The sequence below is a fragment of the Zunongwangia atlantica 22II14-10F7 genome, assembly GCF_002094855.1.
Taxonomy (GTDB): domain Bacteria; phylum Bacteroidota; class Bacteroidia; order Flavobacteriales; family Flavobacteriaceae; genus Zunongwangia; species Zunongwangia atlantica.
The window spans coordinates 25,685-52,367 of the sequence record NZ_ARYN01000018.1 but is presented as its reverse complement, the minus strand read 5'-3'; the positions used below and the strand labels follow the sequence as shown (position 1 = coordinate 52,367).

The 26,683-nt window shown below is 37.0% G+C and carries 23 protein-coding genes; 13 read left to right on the top strand and 10 right to left on the bottom strand.

Annotated elements, in window-relative coordinates; all coding sequences use genetic code 11:
* Positions 1 to 6: 6 nt before the first annotated feature.
* A complete protein-coding gene (locus tag IIF7_RS17440) occupies positions 7 to 2,844 on the bottom strand; it encodes a glycosyl hydrolase 115 family protein (protein ID WP_084842969.1) in 2,838 nt (945 codons plus the stop codon).
* A 161-nt stretch (positions 2,845 to 3,005) separates the two neighbouring features.
* On the opposite strand from IIF7_RS17440, the gene IIF7_RS17435 reads away from it, so the two are divergent.
* On the top strand, positions 3,006 to 4,808 hold the full coding sequence (locus tag IIF7_RS17435; protein WP_084842968.1) for an alpha-amylase family glycosyl hydrolase: 1,803 nt from the start codon (positions 3,006 to 3,008) through the stop codon (positions 4,806 to 4,808).
* A gap of 240 nt (positions 4,809 to 5,048) precedes the next feature.
* Here the strand turns inward: IIF7_RS17435 and IIF7_RS17430 are convergent, their stop codons facing one another.
* Together IIF7_RS17430 and IIF7_RS17425 are read right to left on the bottom strand one after the other, a co-directional pair.
* On the bottom strand, positions 5,049 to 5,639 hold the full coding sequence (locus IIF7_RS17430) for a nucleotidyltransferase family protein (RefSeq protein WP_084842967.1): 591 nt from the start codon (positions 5,637 to 5,639) through the stop codon (positions 5,049 to 5,051).
* Between the two features lie 11 nt (positions 5,640 to 5,650).
* Positions 5,651 to 6,661: an XdhC family protein gene (locus tag IIF7_RS17425; protein ID WP_084842966.1), complete on the bottom strand. Its 1,011-nt coding sequence runs from the start codon at positions 6,659 to 6,661 to the stop codon at positions 5,651 to 5,653.
* 255 nt (positions 6,662 to 6,916) lie between these two features.
* On the opposite strand from IIF7_RS17425, the gene IIF7_RS17420 reads away from it, so the two are divergent.
* The 11 genes from IIF7_RS17420 (at position 6,917) to IIF7_RS17370 (ending at position 15,193) form a co-directional block, all read left to right on the top strand.
* Positions 6,917 to 7,153 carry a MoaD/ThiS family protein gene (locus IIF7_RS17420; RefSeq protein WP_084842965.1) on the top strand — a complete coding sequence of 79 codons (237 nt, stop codon included), beginning with the start codon at positions 6,917 to 6,919 and terminating at the stop codon, positions 7,151 to 7,153.
* 31 nt (positions 7,154 to 7,184) lie between these two features.
* On the top strand, positions 7,185 to 7,604 hold the full coding sequence (locus IIF7_RS17415; protein WP_084842964.1) for a molybdenum cofactor biosynthesis protein MoaE: 420 nt from the start codon (positions 7,185 to 7,187) through the stop codon (positions 7,602 to 7,604).
* Positions 7,605 to 7,637: 33 nt separating this feature from the next.
* Positions 7,638 to 8,624 (top strand): GTP 3',8-cyclase MoaA, encoded by a 987-nt coding sequence (gene moaA, locus IIF7_RS17410; RefSeq protein WP_084842963.1) that lies wholly within the window; start codon positions 7,638 to 7,640, stop codon positions 8,622 to 8,624.
* Positions 8,617 to 9,090: a cyclic pyranopterin monophosphate synthase MoaC gene (gene moaC / locus IIF7_RS17405; RefSeq protein WP_084842995.1), complete on the top strand. Its 474-nt coding sequence runs from the start codon at positions 8,617 to 8,619 to the stop codon at positions 9,088 to 9,090. The genes moaA and moaC overlap by 8 nt, the downstream gene beginning before the upstream one ends.
* Before the next feature lie 155 nt (positions 9,091 to 9,245).
* The gene (gene mobA, locus IIF7_RS17400; RefSeq protein WP_084842962.1) at positions 9,246 to 9,842 is read left to right on the top strand and encodes a molybdenum cofactor guanylyltransferase; all 597 of its coding nucleotides are present in this window, start codon (positions 9,246 to 9,248) and stop codon (positions 9,840 to 9,842) included.
* Positions 9,832 to 10,929, top strand: coding sequence for a HesA/MoeB/ThiF family protein (gene moeB, locus IIF7_RS17395; protein ID WP_084842961.1), 1,098 nt, complete (start codon positions 9,832 to 9,834; stop codon positions 10,927 to 10,929). The genes mobA and moeB overlap by 11 nt, the downstream gene beginning before the upstream one ends.
* A 4-nt stretch (positions 10,930 to 10,933) precedes the next feature.
* Positions 10,934 to 11,704 (top strand): molybdate ABC transporter substrate-binding protein, encoded by a 771-nt coding sequence (gene modA, locus IIF7_RS17390; protein WP_084842960.1) that lies wholly within the window; start codon positions 10,934 to 10,936, stop codon positions 11,702 to 11,704.
* Positions 11,705 to 12,019: 315 nt separating this feature from the next.
* On the top strand, positions 12,020 to 12,421 hold the full coding sequence (locus IIF7_RS17385; protein WP_084842959.1) for a TOBE domain-containing protein: 402 nt from the start codon (positions 12,020 to 12,022) through the stop codon (positions 12,419 to 12,421).
* Positions 12,418 to 13,089 (top strand): molybdate ABC transporter permease subunit, encoded by a 672-nt coding sequence (gene modB, locus IIF7_RS17380; RefSeq protein ID WP_084842958.1) that lies wholly within the window; start codon positions 12,418 to 12,420, stop codon positions 13,087 to 13,089. The genes IIF7_RS17385 and modB overlap by 4 nt, the downstream gene beginning before the upstream one ends.
* Positions 13,086 to 13,961 (top strand): ABC transporter ATP-binding protein, encoded by an 876-nt coding sequence (locus tag IIF7_RS17375; RefSeq protein WP_084842957.1) that lies wholly within the window; start codon positions 13,086 to 13,088, stop codon positions 13,959 to 13,961. Before modB ends, IIF7_RS17375 begins: the two co-directional genes overlap by 4 nt.
* A gap of 47 nt (positions 13,962 to 14,008) precedes the next feature.
* On the top strand, positions 14,009 to 15,193 hold the full coding sequence (locus IIF7_RS17370; RefSeq protein WP_084842956.1) for a molybdopterin molybdotransferase MoeA: 1,185 nt from the start codon (positions 14,009 to 14,011) through the stop codon (positions 15,191 to 15,193).
* 113 nt (positions 15,194 to 15,306) lie between these two features.
* On the opposite strand, the gene IIF7_RS17365 is transcribed toward IIF7_RS17370, so the two are convergent.
* From IIF7_RS17365 to IIF7_RS17340, 6 genes are all read right to left on the bottom strand, one after another.
* Complete coding sequence (locus IIF7_RS17365) at positions 15,307 to 17,478, bottom strand: xanthine dehydrogenase family protein molybdopterin-binding subunit (protein ID WP_084842955.1); 2,172 nt, start codon at positions 17,476 to 17,478, stop codon at positions 15,307 to 15,309.
* Positions 17,479 to 17,502: 24 nt separating this feature from the next.
* Entirely contained in the window at positions 17,503 to 18,489 is a 987-nt protein-coding gene (locus IIF7_RS17360; protein WP_084842954.1) for an FAD binding domain-containing protein, read from the bottom strand.
* A gap of 69 nt (positions 18,490 to 18,558) precedes the next feature.
* Positions 18,559 to 19,359 carry a 2Fe-2S iron-sulfur cluster-binding protein gene (locus IIF7_RS17355; protein WP_084842953.1) on the bottom strand — a complete coding sequence of 267 codons (801 nt, stop codon included), beginning with the start codon at positions 19,357 to 19,359 and terminating at the stop codon, positions 18,559 to 18,561.
* Positions 19,360 to 19,533: 174 nt separating this feature from the next.
* Positions 19,534 to 20,736, bottom strand: a complete 1,203-nt coding sequence (locus IIF7_RS17350; protein ID WP_084842952.1) for a Gfo/Idh/MocA family protein — start codon at positions 20,734 to 20,736, stop codon at positions 19,534 to 19,536.
* Between the two features lie 40 nt (positions 20,737 to 20,776).
* The gene (locus IIF7_RS17345) at positions 20,777 to 22,129 is read right to left on the bottom strand and encodes a Gfo/Idh/MocA family protein (RefSeq protein ID WP_084842951.1); all 1,353 of its coding nucleotides are present in this window, start codon (positions 22,127 to 22,129) and stop codon (positions 20,777 to 20,779) included.
* A 1-nt stretch (position 22,130) separates the two neighbouring features.
* Complete coding sequence (locus tag IIF7_RS17340; protein WP_084842950.1) at positions 22,131 to 23,489, bottom strand: 3-keto-disaccharide hydrolase; 1,359 nt, start codon at positions 23,487 to 23,489, stop codon at positions 22,131 to 22,133.
* A 171-nt stretch (positions 23,490 to 23,660) separates the two neighbouring features.
* On the opposite strand from IIF7_RS17340, the gene IIF7_RS17335 reads away from it, so the two are divergent.
* On the top strand, positions 23,661 to 26,273 hold the full coding sequence (locus IIF7_RS17335) for an alpha-L-rhamnosidase (protein WP_084842949.1): 2,613 nt from the start codon (positions 23,661 to 23,663) through the stop codon (positions 26,271 to 26,273).
* On the opposite strand, the gene IIF7_RS17330 is transcribed toward IIF7_RS17335, so the two are convergent.
* Complete coding sequence (locus IIF7_RS17330) at positions 26,270 to 26,578, bottom strand: hypothetical protein (protein ID WP_084842948.1); 309 nt, start codon at positions 26,576 to 26,578, stop codon at positions 26,270 to 26,272. The two genes, IIF7_RS17335 and IIF7_RS17330, sit on opposite strands and share 4 nt — an antisense overlap.
* Positions 26,579 to 26,683 lie beyond the last annotated feature (105 nt).

Below are 26,683 nucleotides of genomic sequence, written 5' to 3'. Positions count from 1 at the left end.
GATGAATTAGTTTTGTAAGCTTGTTTCCTTTATTAATGTGTAAGGTAACGAAATATCTTTGGTTTTTAAATAAATAAAATCTAGCGCAACTCCCTGATCTATCATAAAAACCTTCAAAGTATGTTTGCCGATATTCGATAATTTTAAAGGTAATTTTACCTGTGCTTTATTACTCAACACATTCACTTTCCAAACAGCACTTCTACCAAAGGTTTCAAAATTTAAAACCTCAACAGGCTCATCATCCCATTGTACTGCAATGCGAACTTTATGCTGATTCGTTAATGGATGCGTTGGCACAGCATTGATGATTAGCTCAGCCGAATCGGTAATTGTTTCTGTGTTGATTTCATAGGTCAGTTTTGGATGATCTTCTTTAAAATTCAGCGTATCTAAAGGCAATTGATCCAAGGGCTTTGCCTGCATTACTGCACCAGAATAACCTAAACCTCCAATTTTCTGCCAAAATCCATTTTCTGAATCTGATTTATTTTTGAAATGCTCGGCATAAACTACCGCAAGATAATTTTTCTCAACAATAGTAGCTTCGCTAAGCTGATATTCGTTAATTTTAAGCTGAATTTCATGGAAATCATCACCAATTTTTAGGATGAGACTATCTTCATTTCTAGTTGAGTTTCCGAATTTATCCCAATCGATTTTGAAATAAATTCGTTGCTGAAATTGCCCAAAATCGGCATTTAATTCTCCATTTTTAGTGGAAACCATTACATATTCTGGCACATCATCTAAACTCCATTTTACAGTTTCAGTCTGACTTAAAAAAACATCAATAAAATAGGTTTCATTCGTTCCTTTATAGAAATTAGGCAATTGATTTTTGCTACCGCCTTCTATAAAAAACGAAGCGGTTTTCTCGATATGCTGAATACTATCCTTAAACTCAGGTTTGTGAAAAACAGGCAGATTTCTTGGTTTCATAGACATCATCCCGTTCCATTTTCCTTCTGAAATAACCTGATTGTATTGGTCTGTTAACTGCTGAACACTATCATAAGCGTTTACTGACTTTCGCTGATATTTTTTAGCTGAAAGTCGGCCTTGTTTAGCATATTTTTCAGCCAAATCTCTGTTCAATTGTTTTTCATTCATCAACGCAGCACCTTTTATCGGATAGTGTACCAACTGGAAATAACTATCTTTTAAATCGGCTGGTAATTTCTTGAAAATTGAATCTGTTTTATGTGCTAAACTTTGATATGCGTTTAATCTATGTTGAATTTCATCTCCAAAATCAAAAGGCGAATAGTCGGTTGACTTTACCTCAGTTGTTGGTTCGGTTTGACTCCATCCCATAAACTCCGGTTTGCGTTCCCAGGCCAGTTGATAATATTCTTTTCTGATGGCTGAAACTTCATTTCCAAGATCATTTCCGAAGATATCTTTATAAAATTGATTTCTATGTTTTTCAATCTTTTCAGGTGCATCAAATTTTTCCATGTCATAAGCCATATCCATAAAAAACTGCATGTTGTACTCTGCCGGTTTGATATCGCCTACATTTAAAATCCATATTTTTTTAGCGTTCATTTGATAGGCCTTGTGCATTTCTTCCCAAATCAAAGCAGGATTAGTAGTGCTTAACCACAAATAATCGTGCGGGCGTCCCCAATATGACGCATGATAATAAACTCCGGCACCACCGCTTCGGGCACGCTCCTGCTCATTTCCCAAACGTCTGATGTATCCATAATTATCATCCGTCCAAACCAGTGTAATATCTTCCGGTAACTGCATCCCGTGATCGTACAAATTCAAAACTTCTTTATACACTGTAAAGGCTTGCGGAATTTCAGAGGCACTTTTGCCACGATGTTTTTCTAGCATAGATCGCTGATCGGCAATCACGGTTTTTAACAAATTCGCTGCTTCTTCCGTGCTCTTCACGCCTTCCATTCCACTATCGTGAATACCGCGCATGCCAACTGTGAAAATCGCGTCAATATCTTTAGATTCTGCTACGCGTTCATCCCAATAGTTCTGAACAGTTTCACGGTTGCTTTTATAATCAAATCTCCCAAATTCTTTTGTCCATTCGTCTACATTGTTCCGTAACATTGGTTCGGCATGCGAACTACCCAAAACAATATGGTATTTTTCGGCCATTTTAGGATTTCCGGGATAATGAAAAAAGGCTTTGGTAGACGGATGCATCGCCGGCCAAATGGTGTTGGCTTTTAAGCGTAGAAGCAACTCAAAGATTTTTGCGTAAGTTTTGGGTCCAATATCTCCTGTTTCAGACTCAAAAGTATTCTCTGCCCACGGCTGTAATCCCCAATCTTCATCATTTAAAAAAATACCACGAAACTCTACCGATGGCTCTTTAGAAAAGTACGATTCGGCTGGAAAATCCAATTTTGTTTTTTGCTCTACAGGAACATCAGCCCACCAATACCATGGTGAAACACCGTTCAATTTAGAAAAATCGAATACACCAAAAGCTGTTCCGCGAGCATCGGTTCCGGCAATGATAAAATGCGTTTGATCTTTTGACCACCCTTGGTAATAACTTTCTTTTAGTTGCTGAAAAGAAGCCGGAATTTCTTCTGAAAGTTGTTCTTGAATAAATTCAGAATTGATACTCCCGATAAGAATCGAGTTTTCTGAAATAGCTTTATCAGACGTTAAAACTTCAGGTTTTTCACCGGTAATTTTGAAAATATCTTCTGCCAGTAAATGAGCGGAAATAGAATCTAGCGAAGTTCCGTTTACATCATAATAAACAAAATCTACATCCTTTCGATCTAAATTTGCCTGCTGAAAAGCAAAACTCTGTATTGAAACTAAAATTAGTAAGCTAAATATCAAATTTATTTTAGACATAGATATAATTTATACCTCAAAGCTAATAATTGCCAGAAGTTACTCATCCTGTTCTTTCCTGAAAAATGACAAAATTCTTAAATAATTCACAGCAGGTTAAATATCTCACAATTAAAATCATACAATCAAACTGGGTATTAAATTAGAATAAAAAATTGAAGATGAAGAACGAAAATGTTTTAAGTTATCCCATTGCTCCTTCTGCTGGTATGGGTGCAATAATCGAAAATAATTACACCACCTTTAGAGTTTGGGCGCCAAATGCTAATCGAGTTTCGGTAGTTGGAGATTTTAACGATTGGAATAATGATGATCTTGAATTAGAATCTGAAGAAAATGGTTATTGGGCGGGAACAACAGACAAAGCTAAAAAAGGAGATCAGTATAAATATTATATCGAAAATGGCGAAATATCGTTGTTTAAAAATGATCCATACGCTTTTGAAGTAACCAACAGCGACGGCAATTCGATAATCAGAGATCTGGATTTTGATTGGGAAGATGATAACTATCAATTACCAAGCTGGAATTCGCTAGTGATCTACGAACTTCATGTAGGTACTTTCAATCGTAAAGATCCCAATTCCGTTGGTACATTTCAGGATGTTATCGAAAAACTGGATTACCTAAAATCACTTGGCATTAATTGTATCGAATTACTTCCGGTAGCCGAATTTGCCGGTGGAATTTCATGGGGTTACAATCCTGCACATCCTTTTGCTATCGAGCAGGATTATGGTGGTCCAGATGGTTTATTTCAGCTAATAAAAACAGCACATCAAAAAGGAATTGGTGTTATTATGGATGTCGTATATAATCACTTAGGGCCATCTGATGTAGATCTTTGGCAGTTTGATGGCTGGCACGAAAATGATAAAGGCGGAATTTATTTTTATAACGATCACCGTAGTGATACGCCCTGGGGCGATACTCGACCAGATTATGGCCGGCCAGAAGTTAGACAGTATTTTAGGGATAATGCCTTGATGTGGATCGAGAAATATCATTGTGATGGTTTGCGAATGGACGCCACATCCTATATTCGTTACGAAGGTGGTGGATTAGGTTTTGATACTGAAATTTTAGAAGGTATCATTATGATGCGAGATATTAATGCTGAAATTCGACATAAATACCCCTATATTATTACCATTGCTGAAGATCTAAAGGCCGATAATATTATCACGGCTTCTACCGAAAATGGTGGCATTGGTTACGCAACGCAATGGGATATGAAGTTCGTGCATCCAGTTCGAGAAGTTTTAACTCAGCTAAATGATAATGATCGCGATCTACAAAAAATCGTCGATGCTATTCTTTACAAATATAACTACGATGTTTTCAATCGCGTGATTTACACTGAATCCCACGATGAAGTGGCTAACGGCAAAGCCAGAGTTCCTGAAGAAATTCAACCTGGTGATGCTGAAAGTGCGTTTGCGAAGAAAAGGGCCATTTTGGGATTAGTTTTGGTGATGACGTCTCCCGGTATTCCAATGATCTTCCAGGGACAGGAATTTTTGGAAGACGGCTATTTTAAAGATACCGAGGAGCTTAATTGGGATAAATTAAACCGACTGGAAGGAATCGATCATTTAAGCGCAGATCTAATTAAACTAACAACCGGTGAAACTGAAGGTGCAGGCGGACTCCAAGGTCAGCAAACCGAAATTATACATTTTAACCAGGAAAATAAGATTCTGGCTTACAAACGAAATATGGATGAGCAGTCTGTTCTCATTATTCTTAACTTCGGAAATAAGGATTTTGAAGACTACGGAATTGGTGTTGAAGAAGATAAAAACTGGAAAATAAAATTTAACAGCTCCTGGAAAGGATACGACCAGGATTTCTCTGATCTACCGGTTGAAGATATCGAAAAAATTCATGAAGAAACCGACCAAAAACCATGGACAGGTAAAGTAAATATTCCTGCTTACGCTGCACTTATTTATGCGTTGTAAACGTTAGACAATGTGATGATTTGTTAATTCGGTAATATGGTAATGTCGTGATGTGAAGATTCGGTGATTAATTTGAAAATGTTATAATTTGAAGATTAAACCTAATTAATACTGAAAGCTGAGACCTTGAAAATGTGATATTTTTTTTATTCGGAAAAATTATAATTTGAAGTTGATTAATGTTGAATTTTCAGTATTGAATCTCAAAATCACTAAAAGCTGACGGCTGAGAGCTGAGAGCTAAAATCTCAAAACCTTTTTATAATCCTCGGGGCTATCGACATCAAATGTGTTTTCAGCTTCGAGTTTTACGATATTTTTCTCACCTCGCAATAACTCTTTTGCGCCGCTATCACCACTAAGTTTCGTTAATTCTGAAAAGATTTTCTGCGGAAATAATGCAGGAACACCCGGCTTCCCTGAATAACTGGTGGCAACGATCTCTGATTGATTTTCGTTATATTTCTCGATCATTTTATCCAAATATTCTGAAGAAATAAACGGCTGATCGCCCAACATCACTAAAATTCCGTCATAATCTTTACAATTCTGAATAGCTTCTACTCCAACCGCAATAGATTTCCCTAAACCCTCATTCCAATCGTCATTTTGGATAATTTCTATACTCTGAAAATCTACTTTTTGCTGAATTTCTTCCTTATTTGCTCCTAAAACACAAAAAACCTGATCATTTTTGCTCATTTTGGCTGTTTTCAAAGCATTTTCTAAAAGCGTAGAATCCTTAAAAGCTAAAATTTGCTTTATATCGTTCATTCTTCGGGAAGCACCAGCGGCAAGTACCAAAACTGCAACTTTAAAATCTGTATTCATTTTATCGAATCTTAGTGTATAGCGCCCATTTTTTCTCGTAAAGACGGAATCGATTTTCCTCGTTTTACTGCCAAAATTTCTGCTAAGATCGAAACAGCAATTTCTTCTGGAGTTATCGCGCCGATATCAATTCCGGCCGGGCCATAAAGCTTATCGAAAAAATCAAATTCGATATCATTTTGCATTTCGATCAATTCATTATACATTTTTTCACGACGCTTGGTCGAACCTAAAATACCAATGTAAAAAGGATCTTTATCTTTTATCGATAGCAAAAAGTGAAGATCACGTGCATAATTATGCGTCATTAGAACAACCGCGGTTTGGCTATCGATTTCCAAATCTTTCGCCTGCTCTGGATCGATCGCTAAAACTTCTTTACTTCCGGGGAAATTTTCTGTGGTTTTAGGATCTCTAGGCGAAGAAATAATGCTTACCTCCCAACCTAATTGAGACGCCGAAAGTCCTAATTTTACAGCATCATGTTCAGCACCGATCAAAATTAATCTTGAAATCGCCGGTAACTGCTGACTAAATTTTTCTAAACCAGAATGATCTGCTAATTCTCTTGAAGTCATCGAAAATTGCCTTTCTCCAAAATCAATTAAAGATTCTAAAGCTTCAAATTCACCGACTTCCTTTCTAAAAAACGAATCAATTTTAAAGGATTTTCTATTCTCAATTTGCTGAAAAAATAACTGCTCAAATTCCGAAGAAATCGCCACAGGCTCCAGTAAAATATATAAAATGCCTTCGCATCCTAAACGATACCGGCCATCGTAGGTCATCATTTTTGCGACTCCGGTTTTTAATACGGTTTGTGCTTCTAACAAAACATCTTTTTCTACACAACCACCACTCACAGCTCCGGTCATTCCTCCATCTTCAGTGATCAACATTCTAACGCCCGGTTTTCGGTAAGACGAACCATCTAATGCAACCACACTTGCCAAAACACTTCGTTTCCCTTGTTGCTGATTTTGTAAAACCTGACTTATTATTTCTTTAAACTCGTGTGTCATTTTTATTCATTTCCTCTACAAGCTAAATTTTCTCTGCTTAAATCTACAATATCAGGATGTAAACAGATTGTTTTTCATAGTTTAAAATTCACTTGTAAAACTGCACATTTTAAAATCAATTTTGAAATTAATCAATAGAATAGCTTCAATTTGAGCAATAGCTCTTAAATCTTTCTTAATTTTAGAAACTTACTAAAGGAAAGTTTGAATTTCATAAGTGATTGTGCAATTCAGCTTTTATATTTACCTTAAAAAATGAAAATCTTACTTTTCGGAGTTGCGAAAGATATTGTAGGAAATCAGGTGCTGGAAGAGCCTTCTTTTAAAGCTAAAAATGTAGCCGAATTAAAGCAGGAGCTCATCAAAAAATATCCGGAATTTGCGAAGCTTTCTTCTCTGGCTATCGCTGTAGACGAAGAATATGCCAGTGATGAAAAATTAATTTCCGCAGAAAATGAGATCGCAATTATTCCACCGGTTAGCGGAGGTTAATGAAGTTTGAAGGATCCTTAACTAGGGATATATGGAAAAGAAAATTGAAATTATAGAAAATATCGATCCGTCTTTGATCCATAAAGACCTTTCCCACCCTGCAAGCGGTGGAATTTGTGTTTTTATAGGCGCTGTTCGTGATACTACCCAAAATCAAAAAGTAAACTCCCTTTTTTTTGAAGCCTACGAAGCGATGGCGCTTAAAGAAATGGAGAAGATCGCAGAGGCAGCAAGTAAGCAATGGAATTTAAACCGACTTATTATGCAGCACGCGGTTGGCGATAAGAAAGTTGAAGAACCCGTTGTGCTTGTGGGTGCTTCCTCTGCACATCGCGATGATTGCTTTGAAGCCTGTAGATTTTTAATCGATACGCTAAAAGAAAAAGTTCCCATCTGGAAAAAAGAATTTTTCGACGGTAAAGACGAAGTTTGGGTGACACCGCATCCATAATCGCACATTTTAAATCCCCAAAAGAAGACGTTAATGCTTATAGATAATCACCAAAGAAAAATTAATTACCTGCGACTAGCGGTGACCGACCGTTGTAACTTGCGATGCAATTATTGCATGCCAGAAAGCGGAATTAATTTTGCAAAAAAAGATAAACTACTATCGATCGATGAGTTATATCGCTTAAGCAAAACTTTGGTAGAACAGGGCATCACAAAGATCAGGATTACCGGCGGCGAACCTTTTGTTCGCAAAGATTTAATGATATTGCTTCGTAAACTTTCTGTGCTCCCAAAACTCGAAGATATTAGCATTACCACAAACGCAACTTTAATTGGGCAGCATATTCCTGAGTTAAAAGAATTAGGCATAAAAAACATCAATTTGAGCCTGGATTCTATCACTCCAGAAACTTTTAAAAAAGTAACTCGGCGTGACCAGTTTGAAACAGTTTATGGCAATTTGATCAAGTTGATTCAGGAAGATTTTAATGTAAAGGTGAATTTTATCGCATTAGACGGGCAGAATACTGAAGATATGATTCCGATTTTGGAAGATCTAACGCGACATTATCCGGTTTCGGTTCGTTTTTTAGAAGAAATGCCTTTTAACGGTGGAAGCAAAAATTTCCAAACCATAAAATGGAATCATAAAGCGATTTACAATTATATCGCTTCCTATTACCCAAATATCGAAAAGCTTTCTTCTGAAAAAACTTCGACTTCAGTAAATTATAAGATTGCAGGTTTTGAGGGTAGTTTTGGAATCATCCCAAGTTTTACCCGTAATTTCTGCGGAAGCTGTAACCGCTTAAGGATTACCGCTACCGGCGATGTTATTACCTGCCTTTACGCCAGTTCCGATCGAAATATTCGCGATATTCTTCGTGCTGAAAATTCTGAAGAAAATATCAAAAATGAAATATTAAAAGCTGTTGGAAGTAGAGCAAAAGATGGTTTTGAAGCTGAAGCTCGAAATAAAAATTATTACGAAAATTCAATGACAAGTATTGGTGGATAAAAAACTCTCACATATCAACAAGCAGGGAAATGCTGAAATGGTAGACGTTTCTGAAAAGGAAATCACCAGCCGAACTGCGATTGCAAGCGGCCGAATTATATTTCCTGCGGAAGTTTTTAAGCAACTCCAAAAAGATGATTTTCTAAGCAAAAAAGGAAGCATCACTCAAACAGCGATCATTGCAGGAATTCAGGCGGTAAAGAAAACTTCAGATCTAATTCCGCTTTGTCATCCGCTTCGTTTGTCGAAAATTAATATTGACATTCAACCTGGTGAAAATTCGTTGGATATTGAATGTTTGGTAAAATGCAACGAACGCACGGGAGTAGAAATGGAAGCCTTAACCGGAGTTTCTACCGCAGCGCTTACCATTTATGATATGACCAAAGCTTTAAGCCACGATCTGGAAATTTCAGAAATAAAACTGAATAAGAAAACCGGCGGAAAAAGCGACTTTGGAGTTTGATGATGTGTTGATTTGCTAATTTGCTGATGTGTAAATTTGATAATGAGATATTCGATTGTGTTGAATTTTGAATGTCAAATTTTGAACTTTGAATATGCCATAAGCTGACAGCTAAAAACTGTTAATTGTAAACCGTGAACTGTAAACTTCACTCAATGAAAACTAAACTAAACGGACTCGTACTTGCAGGTGGAAAAAGCACCCGAATGGGCACCGATAAAGGTGAGCTTGCTTACCACGGCAAACCGCATCGCGAGTATTTATACGAACTTTTAGCAGAATTTTGCGACGATGTTTACCTAAGCGTACGACGTGAGCAACAGCAAAATTTATCTGAAAACTTAAAAACGATCACCGATAAAGACCAATATCGAGGTCCGCTAAACGGAATAATTAGTGCGCATCAGGAATTTCCTGAAGTCGCCTGGTTAGTAGTTGCGACCGATTTACCGTTAATCGATAAAAATTCAATTGAGCAATTGATCGAGCAGCGAAATCCTGAAAAAATAGCCACGGCTTACGCCACGCATCAATCGGGATTACCAGAACCGATGTTTGCGATTTGGGAAGCAAATTCTTTTCCAAAAGCCATCGAATATCTGGAAAGCGGCACGAATACTTGTCCGCGTAAGTTTTTGATCAATTCAGAAACCGAATTGATTTTCCCTTCCAGCGACGATATTTTGATCAACGCGAACAATAAAGAAGAATACCAACTCGCACTAAAAAAATTACACCAAGTTGAATCCTGAACGCTATACAAGACAAACTCGGCTTCAGGGATTTGGTGAAGCCGGGCAAAAGAAATTGGCTGATGCTAAAGTTTTGGTGATCGGTGCAGGTGGTCTTGGCGTTCCCGTTTTACAATATCTAAGCGGAATGGGCGTGGGAACTATCGGTATTGTTGATAACGACGTGGTTGATATTAGCAATTTACAGCGACAAATTTTATATTCAGAAAATGATCTTGGCCAATCCAAAGTTGAAATTGCGAAGCAGAAATTAACTGCCCTAAACAGCGAAATTGAGATCATAACTTTCCCGACTTTTATTTCTACGGAAAATGCTTTGGAAATTATAACCGATTTTGATGTGATCGTTGATGCATCAGATAATTTCCCTACTCGATTTTTGGTAAATGACGCCTGTGTAATTCTGAAAAAACCTTTGGTTTACGGTGCTTTGCATGCTTTTGAAGGGCAGGTAAGCGTTTTTAATTATAAAGGCGGCCCAACTTATCGATGTTTATTCCCTGAAATGCCAAATCCTGAAGAAATCCCCGATTGTAATGAAAATGGTGTTTTAGGAATTATCCCCGGAATTATAGGAAGTTTACAGGCTTTAGAAGCTATAAAAGTGATTACCGGCATTGGCGAAACTTTATCGGGAAAATTGCTTTTATTTGATGGATTAAATCAGTCTCAGCAAAAAATAAAATTCGGTTTAAATCTGAAGAATCTTGAAATTAAGGAACTTCAAAAATCCTATGAATTTAGTTGCGCTACCGAAGTAAAATCGATAGAAGCTGAAGCATTTCTCAAAAAATGGAATTCAGAAAATATTCAACTTATTGATGTGCGAAATCCTGAAGAAGTAGAAAGACAAAATTTACCCGAAACTCAGCAGAAAGATTGGAAAAATATTCCGCTAAGTGAAGTTCAGGAAAAATCGGCAAAAATCGATCTTCAGAAACCAACATATTTTTTATGCCAATCGGGTATGCGGAGTTTAAAAGCGATCAATCTATTGCAAGATTTAAAAATCTACGGAGATTTTGTAGACGTAAAAGGTGGAATGAATGCAATTTCAAAACTAACCACAACTACAAAAAACTCTTGATTTAATGCCAAAATTCGATAAAATCAGGCTGCTTTTTTTATGTTGTTTTGCAATCTTCTTTTTCTCTTGTAAATCTGAAAAAGAATCAGATGTCCTAAAAATCGCTACGGCTGCGAATATGCAGTTCGCGATGAACGATTTAATTGAAACCTTTCAGCAGGAAACCGGTATACAATGCGAGATCGTAATAACTTCTTCTGGGAAATTAACGGCACAAATTAAAGCAGGAGCGCCTTTTGACGTTTTTGTTTCCGCAGATTTAAAATATCCGAATACACTTTTTAAAGAAGGTTTTGGTGAAGAAAAACCAAAGATTTACGCTAACGGAACTTTGGTGTTGTGGACGACTTCAGAAAATATAGAACCCTCATTGGACATTCTTTTCAAAGAAAAAATAAAACATATCGCAGTTGCGAATCCTAAAACCGCTCCTTATGGTCGTGCTACGGAAGAATTCTTAGAAAAAACAGGGAAATTCAACGAATTAGAGTCAAAATTAGTGTTTGGCGAAAGTATTTCAGCAGTTAATCGCTATATTCATTCAGGTTCCGCAGCAATTGGATTTACGGCCAAATCGGTTGTACTCTCTCCAAAAATGAAAAATGTGGGAAATTGGATCGAAATAGATCCTTCTCAATACTCATCTATTCAACAAGCAGCATTATTATTGAAATCTGAACAGCCAGAAACTATAAAAAATGCTCGTAAATTTTACGAATTTCTGTTTTCAGCAAAAGCGAAAGAGATTTTGGAGGAGTATGGATATAGAAGTTGATTTTTATGATTTGAAAAAATATGGTGATGTGATAATCTTGAATTCTGAATGTTGAATATTGAGTGTTGAATGATGAATGATGAATGATGTAACTAAAAGCTGACTGCTTTAAAATGTGGCGATGTTAGCATATCTATTATCAAGTAATAATGATGCGCCACCCTGAACTTGTTTCAGGGTCTCATAGTCTTAAAAGCTCTTATGAGATTCTGAGTCAAGCTCAGAATGACAGGTGTCAAATATTAAGGATTCGTAATTGCTGAAAGCTGACAGCTAGAAGCTGAGAACTCAGCTATAAACCGTTAACTAACTAAAATGAATAACCTCTCCGGAAAAATAAAACACATCAAAAATTCAGAATATCTCTCTGAAGTCAGTATCGAATTAGAAAATAATTCAATTTTCAGTGTTTTTCTGGTGGAAACTCCGCAATCTGCTTCGTACTTAGCACCGGACAAAAAAATCAAACTCCTTTTTAAAGAAACTGAGGTTATTATTTCAAAGCATTTGATGCCAGAAATTTCAATTCGAAATCAATTAAAAGCTGAAATTATCGAAATTAAACCGGGGAAAATTTTAAGCGAAATTGTACTGAAATCAGCTGTAGGTGAAATTAAAAGTTTACTAAGTTCTGCTCTTTTGCAACAAATGAATTTCGCCGAATCCCAAGAGGTTCTTATTTTAGTAAAAGCGAACGAAATTATGCTTTCCGAATGATCTGGGAATCCCTTTGGCTCACCTTAAAACTGGCTTTAATTACAACGCTTTTGCTATTTGTGATCGGTACGCCATTAGCGTACTGGCTCTCGGCGACCAAAAGTAAAACCAAACCCGTTTGGGAAACCTTAATAAGTATGCCGCTTATTCTACCGCCAACGGTTTTAGGTTTTTACATCTTAATCGCGTTTGGACAATCAAGTTTTCTAGGCAAGTTTTTAGATGGAGTATTCGGGTTGCAATTGGTGTTTTCGTTTAGCGGACTAGTACTTGCATCAGTCATTTACAGCTTGCCATTTATGGTGCATCCCATCCAAAGCGGATTTAGTTCGCTGCCAATTCATTTAAAAGAAGCTGCATATTCTTTAGGGAAATCGAAAACTACTACGTTTTTTAAAATCATGCTCCCAAATATCAAGCCTGCCTTGTTAACGGGAATTGTACTTTCTTTTGCGCATACGATTGGCGAATTTGGTGTGGTTTTAATGATCGGCGGGAATTTACCCGGCGAAACCCGTGTGGCTTCGATCGCTATCTATGATGAAGTTGAAGCGCTAAATTACAGCAGCGCTAATACGCTTTCCTTTATTCTTTTTGTGCTGAGTTTCGCTATTTTACTTTCTGTTTACCTCATCAATAATAAATCTTTAAACCGAATTGTAAAATGATCGAATGTAAACTGAAAAAAGAGCTATCTGCCGCAGAAGGAAAAATGATTTTGAATGTTGATTTTCGATTAAATGAAGGCGATTTTGTAGTGTTATATGGAAATTCTGGTGCGGGAAAAACGTCAATTTTAAGAATGCTTTCGGGTTTATTACGTCCGGAAGATGGCTATATAAATCAGGATTCTAATGTTTGGTTTAATGCTGAAAAAAAGATCGATATACCGATACAAAAACGGAAAATCGGACTCGTTTTTCAGGATTATGCGTTGTTTCCGAATATGAATGTAGAAGAGAATATTTACTTCTCGCTTCCGCAGAAAAAAGACAAAAAAACTGCTGAAGAATTAATCGAATTGATGGAGCTTGGAAATCTTCGGAAACAAAAAATTCAGCAACTCTCTGGTGGGCAACAACAGCGTGTTGCACTGGCCAGAGCTTTGGCTAGAAAGCCTAAACTTTTATTGTTGGACGAACCTTTAAGCGCTTTAGATCATGGTATGAGAACTAAGCTTCAGGAGTATATTTTGAAGCTACATAAAACCTACAATCTAACTACTATTCTGGTAAGCCACGATCCTGCAGAAATTATTAAAATGGCCAATAAAGTTTTGGTTCTTGAAAACGGCAAATTTACCAAAACCGGAACTCCCATTTCGATCTTTAGTGAAAGTAAACTGAGTGGAAAATTTCAGTTTACCGGAGAAGTATTAGCAAAGATCGACGAAGAAGTGGTTTCGATCTTGCATATTTTGATTGGTAATAATGTGATCAAATCGGTTTCTGCAAAAGATGAAATTGCACATATTCAAAAAGGCGATAAAGTGCTTGTTGCATCAAAAGCCTTTAACCCCATTGTAACAAAGATTGAATAAAATTTGATATAATTTGAAAAGATAAGATTCAGCCTAAATAAAAATTTATGATCTCACACCCTGAAGCTTTACAAAAAGTACTCGCTACAATCACCAATTTCGGTACAGAAAAAGTCGCGCTATTAGAAAGTGTAAATAGAATCTTGGCTGAAGATATTTTTGCCGATCGTGATTTCCCTCCTTTTGATCGTGTAACCAAAGATGGAATCGCGGTAAATTCAAAAGCCTTGGAAAATGGCAAAACTTCTTTCAAAATTGAAGCAGTTTACGCAGCCGGGAGTCCGCAGGGAATTTTAAAAGATCCTGAAAATTGCGTAGAGATTATGACGGGTGCGATGTTGCCGAAAAATTGTGATTCGGTTATTATGTACGAAGATATTGAAATTGAAAACGGAATTGCGACACTTCAGACTGAAGTAAAAGCTAAGGTAAATATTCATCGCCAGGGAAGTGATCGCCAGAGCGGAGAAAAAATATTATCCAAAAATCAACGAATTTCGGCTATAGAAATTGGGGTTTTGGCTACGGTTGGGAAAGCTGAAGTTATGGTTAAGAAATTGCCCAAAATCGCTATTATCTCTACCGGAGATGAATTGGTTGATGTTGCTGAAACTCCGCTTCCACATCAAATTAGGACTTCAAATACCTTAAGTTTATTTGCTGCTTTGGAGCAAGAGAAAATCACACCGACTTTACTACATATTCGAGATGAAAAGAAGGTAATGTTACAGCAGGTAGAAAACGCTATTAATAACCACGATGTATTATTGCTGAGTGGTGGCGTTTCTAAAGGGAAATTCGATTATTTACCTGAAATCTTAGAAGAATTAAAGGTTGAAAAGCTCTTTCATCGTGTTTTGCAACGTCCCGGCAAACCTTTGTGGTTTGGGAAGCAACACGAAAAGAATGTTACTGTTTTTTCATTTCCTGGAAACCCAAATTCCACTTTTGTGAATTTTCATATTTACTTTGAAAGATGGCTTGCAGCATCTTTGGAACTTGAAACCTCAACTTCAGAAGTTATTCTAAAAACTGATATCGCTAACAATCCAAAGATTACAAGATATTTACTGGTAAAAACTAAAGCTGAAAATGGCCAATTTCAAGCTGAATTATTAAATGAAAATGGCTCTGGCGATTTAATTAGTCTGGCAAATGCCGATGGCGTAATTATGCTTCCGCCAGAAAAAGATTTTAAACAAGGTGATGTTGTTGAGTTTATTAAGTTTTGATTTGTAGTGAGCAATGAGCAAAATAAAAAACAGGGACTGAAATTTCTCAATTTAGTCCCTGTTTTTAATCTAATTTCTATTTTCTAGCAGCGAAACGGTCTATTTTCTTTCCATTAAGCAACTCCCGGTTCTAAACCTGCTTCAATTAGTTTTTCAGGAGTAATTGGTAAATCTCTCATTCGCTTACCGGTTGCATTGAAAATTGCATTGGCAATCGATGCCGCCACACTGGTAATTCCTAATTCTCCAATTCCTTTAACGCCCATTTCATTGGCAATTTTATCGTCTTCCGGTAAGAAAACCACGTCGATATTAGCCATATCCAAATTTACAGGTACGTGATAATCGGCTAAAGTCCTGGTTATAAAATTACCATAATTTGGTTCTACCTGCGTACGTTCGGCAATGACCATTCCTGCACCCATTGTTAGTCCGCCAATAATTTGTCCGTAGGCCGTTTTTGGATTCAGGATCTTTCCGGCAGAACCCACATTTACCATACGTTTGATTCGGTACATACCGGTGTCTTTATCTACCCAAACTTCAGTAAAATTGGCTCCAAAAGAGAAAACCGAATGTTTTTTGTATTCTTCGGAAGGTTCTGCTGTTCCTTCAGCTTCAAAAGTAGTCAGGTTATTTTGCTGCAATAATTCAGCAACTTCAATCTCCTCAGATTCGGTAATATTTTGCTTCTTTTTTAATTTAGCAATCGCATTTTCGCAAGCTTTTCTAGCTCCATTACAATACGAAGCGGCTCCCCACGAACCACCAGAACCCGGAGTTACAGGAAATTCAGAATCTCCAATTTCAACTTTTACATTTTCTACCGGAATTCCTAAATATTCAGAAACTGTCTGTGCCACGATCGTATATGTTCCTGTACCAATATCTGTCGCATCCATCTTGATGTTCGCGTTTACCGCAGCTTCATTGAGCTCTAACACTACTTTAGCAGATGTTTTCATATACGGCGCGCGACGTGAAGCTGCACTTACACCATAACCTATTAACCAGTTTCCTTTTTTATTGGTTCCAGGTTGCATTTTGCGATTTTCCCAACCAAATTTATCGGCTCCAATACGTAAACATTCTATAAGCAAGCGAGAAGAGAATGGCTTATCGGCTCCCATATCTACCTGCGTATCATTTTTTATTCTGAAATCGATAGGATCCATTTTTAATTTCCACGCCAGCTCATCCATTGCCGACTCTAAAGCGAAACTCCCGGTAGCTTCTCCTGGTGCACGCATAGAACTTGGACACTGAATATTAAGTGGAATCAAGCGATGCGTAACCGCATTATTCGGAGTTTTATATAACATTTTAGACACATTCCCACAAGCCTCGAAATACTGAAGATTCTTAGCGGTATGCGAAGTTGTATGATGCGCTAAAGCGGTTAAAGAACCATCTTTCTTAGCTCCCAATCGCATTTCTTGCTCATCGAACTGGCGCATCCCGGTATTCGTAAACATTTGGTGACGAGTCACTGTAATTTGCACTGGTCTTCCAATCATCTTAGAAGCCATCGTTGCCATGGTGATATGCTTATATACATTCAATTTTGAACCAAAGCCACCACCAATGTATGGCGTAATGATCTGAACATCTTCTTTAGGTATTCCAAAAGTTTCTGAAATTGAAGTTGTAGCCTGATTTAGAATTTGCTGATTAGCATACATCTTCACCTTTCCATCGTTCCAATTTACAATGGCTGCATGCAACTCCATTGGTTGTTGATGCTCGATAGGTGTCGTATAAGTTTGCTCTAGAGTAACATCAGCTTCACGCATTCCTGCATCCATATCTCCGCGGCTAAAATCTGCGCTTTCGCCAGGTTTATATGCTTTTCCTCTATTTTTATCTAAATGTATATCTGGTGTTTCTTCTTCGTAGGTCACTTTTATTAAGCGACAGGCATATTGTGCCTGCTCAAAAGTTTCTGCTACAACGCAGGCGATATATTGCCCGTAATAATGAACCTGGCGATCCTGGAATACTGGAGCTACCGTGGTTAATGAAAAATTGGTCATATCCTTTGGATAATTTTTCAATTTTTCAGCATTTTTATAAGTGATTACTGCTAAGACTCCGTTTTGCTTTTCTGCTTCTGAAGTATCTATGGAAGTAATTTTTCCTTTTGCGATCGTACTGTTTACGCCTTGCGCATACACCATATTTTCGACAGGAAATTCTGAAGCATATTTTGCTTTTCCCGCAACCTTCAGGTGTCCTTCAATTCTATCTATAGGATTTCCTATTCCTGATGCTTTTATTGATTTCATAGTTTTTTGCTAAGATTAGGGATTTTATGCTTCTCTTTCAAAAGCCTGGGTAAGCGCTCTAACGATCGCTTTTTTACCCATTTCAACTTTATATTTATTACCCTCAAAAGGTTTAGCGTCTTGCATTGCCATTTCAGCTGCAGCCTTAAAGTTTACTTTATTCGGCTTCTTTCCTTCTAAATATTTTTCAACTTTAGTAAACTTCCAGGGTTTATGTGCTACGCCGCCCATTGCTAAGCCAGCTTTAGTGATCACACCCCTTTTAATTTGTAAACCGGCAGCTACAGAAACTAAAGCAAAAGCATAACTAGACCGCTCACGTATCTTTAAATAATAATAATGATCTGAAAATTTAGGTTCATCTAAATGAATAACAGTGATCAACTCACCAGGTTCTAAAGTGTTATCTTTTTCGGGCTGATTTCCCGGTAATCGATGAAAGTCAGTAAAATCTATAGTTCTTGAAGAACCATCTGTTTTTTGAACTTCAACTTTTGCATTCATCGCAGCCAAGGCCACGCACATATCTGAAGGATGTGTTGCGATGCATTTATCACTATATCCAAAAATAGCGTGTAAGGCATTCATTCCATCTTTAGCACCACAACCCGAACCCGGTTCACGTTTATTGCAGGGCATTGAAGTTTCAAAGAAATAAGGACATCTTGTACGTTGCAATAAATTTCCTGCATTGGTCGCCATATTTCTAATCTGCGCTGTTGCAGCCGAAAGCATCGCCATTGATAATAATGGATAATTTTTTCGAATATCAGGATGATTAGCAGTTTCAGAATTGCTTAGCATTCCGCCCAGTGTATATCCTCCTTCGTTATTTTTAGTTATATTTTTGTACTCAAGATTGGCTACTTCGATTAATTGATCGGGACGTTCTACATCTTCCTTCATCAAATCGACCAAATTGGTTCCTCCACCTAAATAATGGGAGGTCTTAGTAAAAGTTTGAAGCGCCTGTTCTTTATTTTTAGCATTCGTATAAGAGAATGGTCTCATAGTTAGTTTGTGTTTATCCTCGATAGAGGCATTTGAAAAGATAATCGATTCTAAAAATCAATAAATAGATCAGGAATTTTTAGCTTTCTCCATTTGCTTGGCAGTAGCGAATTCCCAGGTTGGCATCTCATCGTCGCCGGAATGTACTTCTTTAAATGCCTGAACGATATTGTTGTAAGCTCCACAACGGCAAATATTACCAGACATTCTTTCTCTAATTTCTTCTTCGGAAAGTTTTAAGTCGGTTTTTACATCTTTGAAGTCTTCTGTCACATAACTTGCTTCTCCATTCTTTGCTTCTTCCAATAGCGCTACTGAAGAACAGATTTGTCCCGGAGTACAGTATCCACATTGAAAGCCGTCGTGTTTTAGGAAAGCTTCCTGCATTGGGTGAAGATTACCGTTTTCAGCTAAACCTTCTATGGTAGTGATCTCTTTATCTTCACATGTTGCAGCTAAAGTTAAACAAGAAAGTTTACGCTTCCCATCGACCATTACAGTACAGGCACCACATTGGCCATGATCACATCCTTTTTTGGTTCCGGTAAGTTGTAAGCGTTCTCGAAGCGCGTCTAAAAGTGAAGTCCTGGAATCTAGCGCTAGCTGTTTTACCATATCATTTACCCTAAGATTTACACGTACTTCGTTTAAAAGTATTTCAGGGTTATCGGGTAAAGTTCTTGCCGGACTAGCCAACAAATCTGAAGTTAAATAAGATGAAGCCCAAATACTTAAACTCGCGGCAGACATCTGTTTCAGGAATTTCCTGCGTGAAGTTCCGTTTAAACCAATTTCATCAAAGATCTTTTCTTCATCTTTTGAAAGTTGGTCTGTATCTGAACCATTTTTCCATTTTTCCATTTCGTCCATATGCAATTTTTTTGAAGGTAATTGATATTTGAAGTCTAAAAATTTTTAGATAAATTTTAGAAACTGAAAATCAATGCTTCAATTTAAAGAATTGAATACAGAACAAATGTTTTAGGAATGTTATTATTATGCTAAAGAGGCCATAATCGTTAAATAACTATCTCATTTAAAGGATTATGAATATAAATTTTTAAAATCGTTTCTCCATTTAACAATTTCGTTATTATACATGGCATCCAATCCCATCTGAACCGCTATCGCAGCTTTAGCTCCTGTTACAAAATCTGATTTAGGACGTGTGTTATTTAAAACACTATCTGAAAAATCCATTAAAGCCTGTTTTGAAGAATGGGTATGGCCAACCTCTATTGGAATTCCTTTACCTTTTACCCATTGCATTGTAGCGCCAGATACACCATCTACATCACCTAACTCTCTATCATCAAAATTTCCTTCTGGATAAAACCAGGCATTCTCGTAATCCAAAATAATAGTTCCCTTATCTCCTAAAACATTAATTTGATAATCGTTCATGGCGTTCGATGTTAAACAGGTGAATTTTGCTTTTACACCATTTGGATAGTTATAGATCAAATGAATATTATCGTAAGTTTCCCTGCCATCTTTCCAATAATCAATACCACCGGCTCCCATCACCTGTTCTGGTACAGCATCCAATACCCAGTTCACAAAATCAATTTGATGAGAACATAACTCGGCCACCAAACCTCCTGAATATTCGCGATACATTCTCCAGTTAATGAGTCGTTCTAACTCTGGATCAGGTACAGGACGGCGCCAATTGCCATGGCGATTCCATTGGCATTCAAAAGCTGTTATATTACCTATCTTCCCTTGTTGGATCAATTCGACAACATGAGTGTATAGTCGAGAACTATGATATTGATGTCCTGTTTGGAAAATTGATTTGCTCTCTTTTTTCTTATCATTGAGTTTTTTAATGCCCTGGTAACCTTTTGCCGTAGTTTTCTCTCCATAAATATGTTTACCGGCATCTAAAGCATCGATTTCTATAGCCGAATGTGTACTAAATGGCGTGGCCACTAAAACCGCATCGATATCTTTATTATCAAGCATTTTGCGATAATCTGAATAGCCTTTAAGTTTTCTCGAAGCTCGTTCTATACCTTTCTCCAATCGAAAAGGTAAAATATCACAGCAGGCGATTAAATTTAAATTTGGAATTTCATCAATTACGGGCATCAGTCCGCCACCGCGATCACCTGTACCGATAACTCCAATATTAATCTGATCATTTTTAGAAAAAGACAAGGCATTTAAAGAAGGGATGGACATCGTTGCCATAGCTCCAAGAGCTCCCATGCTACTTCGCTTTACAAAACTTCTTCGCTTCATCATATCGTATTTAATGGTATTTTTTTGTAATTGATTCCGGTTATAATTTAAGTTCCCAACCTGGTTCGTAAGTTCTGCTCCATAAATTCATCGCCTCACGATCATATATTCTCCCTGAGTTTTCATCGATAGCAAATCCTTTATTGATGCGGTAGGCAATATTGGCATAATGAACCATGGCCATACTTACACTGGCATCGTCGATAGGGGCATTTAGTGTTTCTTTTCCCCTAATAGTATTAAAGAAGTTAAGCATATGAGCTGTGGTCGTATCGCCACCGCCACCCAATGCTGTACCCGCTTCCTGCGAACCAGATTCCGTGGATTTTATCATTTTACCAGATCGATCGTACATTTCATATTTATTACGATCTACGAAAACTGTCCCTTCGCTACCATAAATAATGGTTCCCCGGCCACCATTAAAAAGATCGTATCCACTTCGGCTGCGGCCATCCCATTCAATAATTTTATCATCTGCAAAATTAAAGGTGGCTTTCATAGTATCATACATTTCCCAGCCATCCTCTTTAAAATGTCGTTTATAAGCTTCTACTTTCGCTTCTCTAGGAAAATCTACACCTAAGGCCCAACGGGCTACATCAAGTTCGTGAGTTCCATTATTCCCTGCTTCAGCAGTACCATAATCCCAGCCATACCAGTGCCAGTTATAGTCCCAGGTATTATCAGTGTATTCCCTTCTTGGTGCAGGTCCCTGCCATAAATCCCAATCCAGTCCTTTGGGAACAGGGGCTGATTTCTGATTAGGAACCTCGCTCCGAGCGTTGGTATAAAATGCGATAGCTTTAAAAGGAGTACCAATTTCACCATTGTGAATTGCTTTAATAACAGCTATGGTATGCGCCGAAGAACGCTGCTGATTTCCCATCTGAACGACCTTACCATATTTATTGGCTGCAGCCACCAGTTTTTCATTTTCGTCCATCGTATGACTACAGGGTTTTTCTACATACACATGTTTCCCCGCTTTTAAAGCCATGATCGATCCCGGTGTATGCCAATGATCTGGTGTAGCATTAACCAGAATATCGATCTTTTTATCATCGATAAGCTTACGGATATCATTTTCTCCTTTAGGTGAATAGCCCAATCGTTCTGAAAAGCGCTTAACCGCATTCTCCCTTTGATGTTGCATAACATCACAAAGGTAAACCAGCTCTACGTTAGATTCCTTTAGCGCAATAGGATCTAAATAAGCACCAAGACGCCTTCCTAATCCGGCAATACCTATATGCAATTTATCATTAGCTCCAATAATCTTTCGATAACTACTGGCAGGCATAGCCATAGCAGTACTTGATGCAACAGTGGATGCGGCTACTGCAGCACTTCCTAAAATAGATTTGGTAATAAAGTCTCTTCTTGATGCCATTCTATAATGTTTTTATCTTGATGTTCTTAAATGATACCCGGTTACCGTGATCCTGCAATAAAATGCGACCTTCCTCCAATTCTCCAAAACGATCCCACTTGGCGTATTTACTCTCGGAAACCAATTTTCTAAACTCCTCGCTACCACGTTCGTATTCTAATACCTTGCTACCGTTTAACCAGTGTTCTACATGATGATCTTTAGATACAATTCTTGCAGTATTCCACTCACCAACCGGATGAATGGGTTTATCAGGATCAGCTTTTATAAGATCATAAAGGGAAGCTACAGTTCGACTGCCCTCGTGATTTCCTAACTTAGCATCTGGATGTTTATCATCATCCAAAACCTGGTATTCCAAACCTATAGAAGATCCAGGACCTTTATTGATATCAGTATCCACATAATATTTGATCCCACTATTGGCTCCTTCCGTAATTTTAAAATCTACGCTTAATTCAAAGTCGCCAAAAACAGCTTCAGTTACAATATCACCACCGGCCGCCGATTCGGCCCCGCCACTAGCAAGAACTGTAAGAACTCCATCCTTAATCTCCCAGCCTTGTTTTGGGAATTCGTCCAAACGCGCTCCACGCCAACCTTTGGTAGTTTTACCGTCCCAAAGCAATTTCCATCCATCCTTTTTTTCAGATGTGGTCAACGCATTTTTGGTACTTCTAGGCTCGATAGCCATTGTTTGAGTATATTGATCAAGACTATCGGTTTGAATACGAATATTCTTCCACATAATGGCTTTTCCGGGTTCATCATCTTTACCTATACTGTGTACCTGTAATGCTATAAATCCGCTTGCGGTTTTATCGTCTATTAGGAAACTGGCAGGTACACCATTGATCCAGGTTTTTATACTATCGCCAATTGCTTCAATACGGTAATGATTCCACTCATTTTGTTTAAATGCCTTTTGGGCCTTAGAATTATCCTCTAAGGATACTAACCAGCCACGGCGGGCTTCATCATATATCCCCGCACTCCAGGCACGATCTGAAGGATCGATCTCGATCTGATATCCATGTACACGACCATTCATATAGGACGGAAGGCTATTACTGCGAATCTGAATACCCGAATTCATACTGGGATCTACTTTATAATCTAATTCAAGAATAAAATCATCATACATTTTATTGGTGGTTAAAAACGAATTAGGGGTACCACTAACGGTTTTCCCTACAATTACACCATCTTCGACAGCATAATCTGCCTCGCCACCCATTTGAGTCCAGCCTGAAAGATCTTTTTCATTAAACAAAGCCTCTCCAGGTTTCTCCTTTTTTGAAGACTCTTTGCAGGACATAAAAAATACTAATAAAACGAAAGTGAGAATACGTAAATACATTATCAATTTATTAAAAGTAAAACGTTATAGCAGTTTGAATCATCAATATATAAATAAATATTTTAATATAATATTACATTTAAAAAAGTTTTTCTTATAAACACTTAGATCACTATAAACACCAGCTAAAACGATTAATTCACTATCTTTAATTTTTCGAATTTTACAATTATGCGATATAGATTTCTTTATCTTTTAATCATACTTCCCAGCATCTTATTGGCGCAATCTAAAATCACCGCTCTGCAATGTGAATACATGATAAAACCTAGCGGAATAGACATGCAAAATCCCAGACTAATGTGGAAGTATGAATCTGATTCTTATTTAAAACAGAAATCTTATAGAATTCTTGTAGCTACTTCAAAAGAGAAATTAAGCGCAGCAAAAGCAGACATATGGAATTCTGGCTTTATTAAATCTCAGGATCAATTGGTGTATTATTCAGGAGAAGAATTGACTTCAGATCAAACTTATTATTGGTTAATACAGGCCAAAACTTCTGAAGGAAAAATAAGCTCTAATATTACACATTTTCAAACAGGAAAATTTCATAAATCAGATTGGAAAGCAAATTGGATAACCGATAGCCATGACAAATCTTTTGAGCCTTCGCCCCGATTTAGAAAAGAATTTGAAACTAATAAAAAGATTGCTTCGGCTAAATGCTATATAAGTGGTTTGGGGTATTATCAACTTTCAATAAATGGCAAAAAAATTAACCAAAATCATCTTGATCCAGGATTTACAGATTATGGTAAACGAGTACTCTACAATAGCCTGGATATTACAAAGCATCTAAAACAAGGAAAAAATGCCATTGGAGTAGAATTAGGTAATGGATGGTTTAACGAGCAGACACCTACTGTTTGGAATTTTGATATAGCTCCCTGGCGAAAACGACCTCAACTACTTTGTGAAATTAAGATTACATATAATGACGGCTCTACTAAAGTTATAGCCACAGATACTACCTGGAAAACCAATACCGGCCCCTTACTTTTTGATAATATTCATGTAGGTGTAATTTATGACGCTCGATTAGAACAATCCGGCTGGAACACGATTAATTATAATGATAAAAACTGGAATAATGCAAAAATTACCCAGGAACCTTCAACAATCATAGAAAGTCAGAAAATGGCTTTAATTTCTTCCGAAGAAATTTTAGAACCTATTGCAGTGCAGCAATTAAACGACACTTCTCTAGTTTTTGATATGGGTATTAATACCGCCGGTGTGGTAGAATTAAATATCGAAGGAAAAAAAGGAATGGAAGTTAAACTGAAACATGGTGAAATGTTGCTGGAAGATGGTAGTGTAGACCAGCGAAATATCGATATGCATTTACGACCAAGAAATGAAAAAGAACGCATCCAAACCGATACTTATATTTTAAAGGGAGATGGCGTTGAAACTTATACCCCAAGTTTCACCTATCACGGTTTTAGATATGTACAGGTAAGCAGTAAAGATCCTTTGTCTGCCCAAAATGTATATTTAAAGACGATAAAATTACATAGCAATGTAGAAAGTATTGGCTCTTTTAAAACTTCTAATGAGACCTTAAATTCTATTTTCGAAATTTGTAAAAACTCTTATTTAAGCAATCTTTTTAGTATTCCAACAGATTGCCCAACCCGAGAAAAAAATGGTTGGATGGCAGATGGGTTTATGGTGCAGGAAGCAGGAATGCTTAATTATGATTCCCGAAATATTTACGCTAAATGGATAAAAGACATGGTAGATGCCCAGCAGGAAAACGGAAATATGCCAGGTATCGTTCCCACTTCTCACCATTGGGATAGTAATTGGGCCGGGCCAATTTGGGATGCAGCTATCTTTATCGTCCCAGATCTTTTATATCAATATTCTGGCGATGTAGAGAGCATCAAGACCATTTATCCCAGCGCTAAAAAGTACCTTAAATATTTAGAATCTCAGGAAAATGAAATGGGAATTATCGATTTTGGCCTTGGGGACTGGCTTTTTTATAAAGCTGAAACCTCAACTCCGTTTATGGTCACCGCCTATTATTATTACGACAATGTTTTAATGGCGAAAATGGCCAGATTATTAGAGAAAAATGAAGAAGCCAAGAAATACGATGAGAAAGCAGCAATATTAAAAGAAAGGATAAATAGGATCTTTTTTGATACTGAAAATCTTACTTATGCCAACCAAACCCAGCTTTCTTATGCATTACCGCTTTATATGGATATCGCTCCTGAAGCCTATAAAAATCAACTTGCTGAGAAATTAAATCTACAATTAAAAAACAATGACTATTTTCTTGATTTTGGCTTTATAGGCAGCTTAATTGTTCCTGAAGTATTATCTAATTACGGCTACCAGGAAAGTGTTTATAAAATGGTTGCCAAAGAAGAAATGCCATCATGGGGATATTGGATCAAAGAACATAATGCTACCAGTTTATTTGAAACCTGGGATATCAAAAGAAGAATTTTTGATGCCTCTCTAAATCATCCTTCAATGGGAGCGATTGCAGCCTGGATGTACAAATCTTTAGCGGGTATCAAATTAGATAAAAATGAGACCTCTTTTAAAAAGATCATTATAGAACCCTCTTTTATAGAAGATTTGGATTTTGTTGATGCAAGCTACAATTCTCTATACGGAGAAATTAAGGTAAAATGGACAAAAGAAAATAACAATGTAAAACTGGAAATTGAAATTCCGTCTACGTCAACAGCTCAATTAAAATTACCACAAAAAAGCCATAATATTAAGGGAGGAAAACACCAATTTGAATTTCAACTTTAAACAGATTGCATACTAACAGAATTTAATAATTGTTTAAGATAGGTAGCAAAATTCTCTCTGGATCTTAAACGATCCCATTCTTCTCTTCTCTTAAATTCATCCTGAAATTCACCCAAAAAGAAATTATAGATTTCAGGATATTTTGATGTATAGATTTCAAAATTAAAAATTACGAGGTCCATTTTGTAGTTTGCCCTATCTCTTCGTCTTTTTCGATCTGCTATTTGGTATAATCCTTCAGCAGTTTTAAAATCTTTTATAAATTGTTCTATAACATCAAAGTGTCTGTAAATTAAATGATTCATAATAATTTTAGTTAGATTATCTTGCAAAGTACAATGACTACTAAATTATTAATCATTTGTACTTACATCAATACCCATTTACGGGTATTTTACAATTTCTTTAAC

Bases quoted from the DNA above. Each gene is read 5' to 3' on its own strand.
- IIF7_RS17440 (WP_084842969.1), bottom strand. From the start codon at position 2,844: ATGTCTAAAATAAATTTGATATTTAGCTTACTAATTTTAGTTTCAATA.
- IIF7_RS17340 (WP_084842950.1), bottom strand. From the start codon at position 23,489: ATGTATTTACGTATTCTCACTTTCGTTTTATTAGTATTTTTTATGTCC.
- IIF7_RS17345 (WP_084842951.1), bottom strand. From the start codon at position 22,129: ATGGCATCAAGAAGAGACTTTATTACCAAATCTATTTTAGGAAGTGCT.
- IIF7_RS17375 (WP_084842957.1), top strand. From the start codon at position 13,086: ATGATCGAATGTAAACTGAAAAAAGAGCTATCTGCCGCAGAAGGAAAA.
- IIF7_RS17365 (WP_084842955.1), bottom strand. From the start codon at position 17,478: ATGAAATCAATAAAAGCATCAGGAATAGGAAATCCTATAGATAGAATT.
- IIF7_RS17435 (WP_084842968.1), top strand. From the start codon at position 3,006: ATGAAGAACGAAAATGTTTTAAGTTATCCCATTGCTCCTTCTGCTGGT.
- modB (WP_084842958.1), top strand. From the start codon at position 12,418: ATGATCTGGGAATCCCTTTGGCTCACCTTAAAACTGGCTTTAATTACA.
- modA (WP_084842960.1), top strand. From the start codon at position 10,934: ATGCCAAAATTCGATAAAATCAGGCTGCTTTTTTTATGTTGTTTTGCA.
- mobA (WP_084842962.1), top strand. From the start codon at position 9,246: ATGAAAACTAAACTAAACGGACTCGTACTTGCAGGTGGAAAAAGCACC.
- moaA (WP_084842963.1), top strand. From the start codon at position 7,638: ATGCTTATAGATAATCACCAAAGAAAAATTAATTACCTGCGACTAGCG.
- IIF7_RS17330 (WP_084842948.1), bottom strand. From the start codon at position 26,578: ATGAATCATTTAATTTACAGACACTTTGATGTTATAGAACAATTTATA.
- IIF7_RS17415 (WP_084842964.1), top strand. From the start codon at position 7,185: ATGGAAAAGAAAATTGAAATTATAGAAAATATCGATCCGTCTTTGATC.
- IIF7_RS17360 (WP_084842954.1), bottom strand. From the start codon at position 18,489: ATGAGACCATTCTCTTATACGAATGCTAAAAATAAAGAACAGGCGCTT.
- IIF7_RS17355 (WP_084842953.1), bottom strand. From the start codon at position 19,359: ATGGACGAAATGGAAAAATGGAAAAATGGTTCAGATACAGACCAACTT.
- IIF7_RS17335 (WP_084842949.1), top strand. From the start codon at position 23,661: ATGCGATATAGATTTCTTTATCTTTTAATCATACTTCCCAGCATCTTA.
- IIF7_RS17430 (WP_084842967.1), bottom strand. From the start codon at position 5,639: ATGAATACAGATTTTAAAGTTGCAGTTTTGGTACTTGCCGCTGGTGCT.
- IIF7_RS17350 (WP_084842952.1), bottom strand. From the start codon at position 20,736: ATGAAGCGAAGAAGTTTTGTAAAGCGAAGTAGCATGGGAGCTCTTGGA.
- IIF7_RS17370 (WP_084842956.1), top strand. From the start codon at position 14,009: ATGATCTCACACCCTGAAGCTTTACAAAAAGTACTCGCTACAATCACC.
- IIF7_RS17425 (WP_084842966.1), bottom strand. From the start codon at position 6,661: ATGACACACGAGTTTAAAGAAATAATAAGTCAGGTTTTACAAAATCAG.
- IIF7_RS17385 (WP_084842959.1), top strand. From the start codon at position 12,020: ATGAATAACCTCTCCGGAAAAATAAAACACATCAAAAATTCAGAATAT.
- IIF7_RS17420 (WP_084842965.1), top strand. From the start codon at position 6,917: ATGAAAATCTTACTTTTCGGAGTTGCGAAAGATATTGTAGGAAATCAG.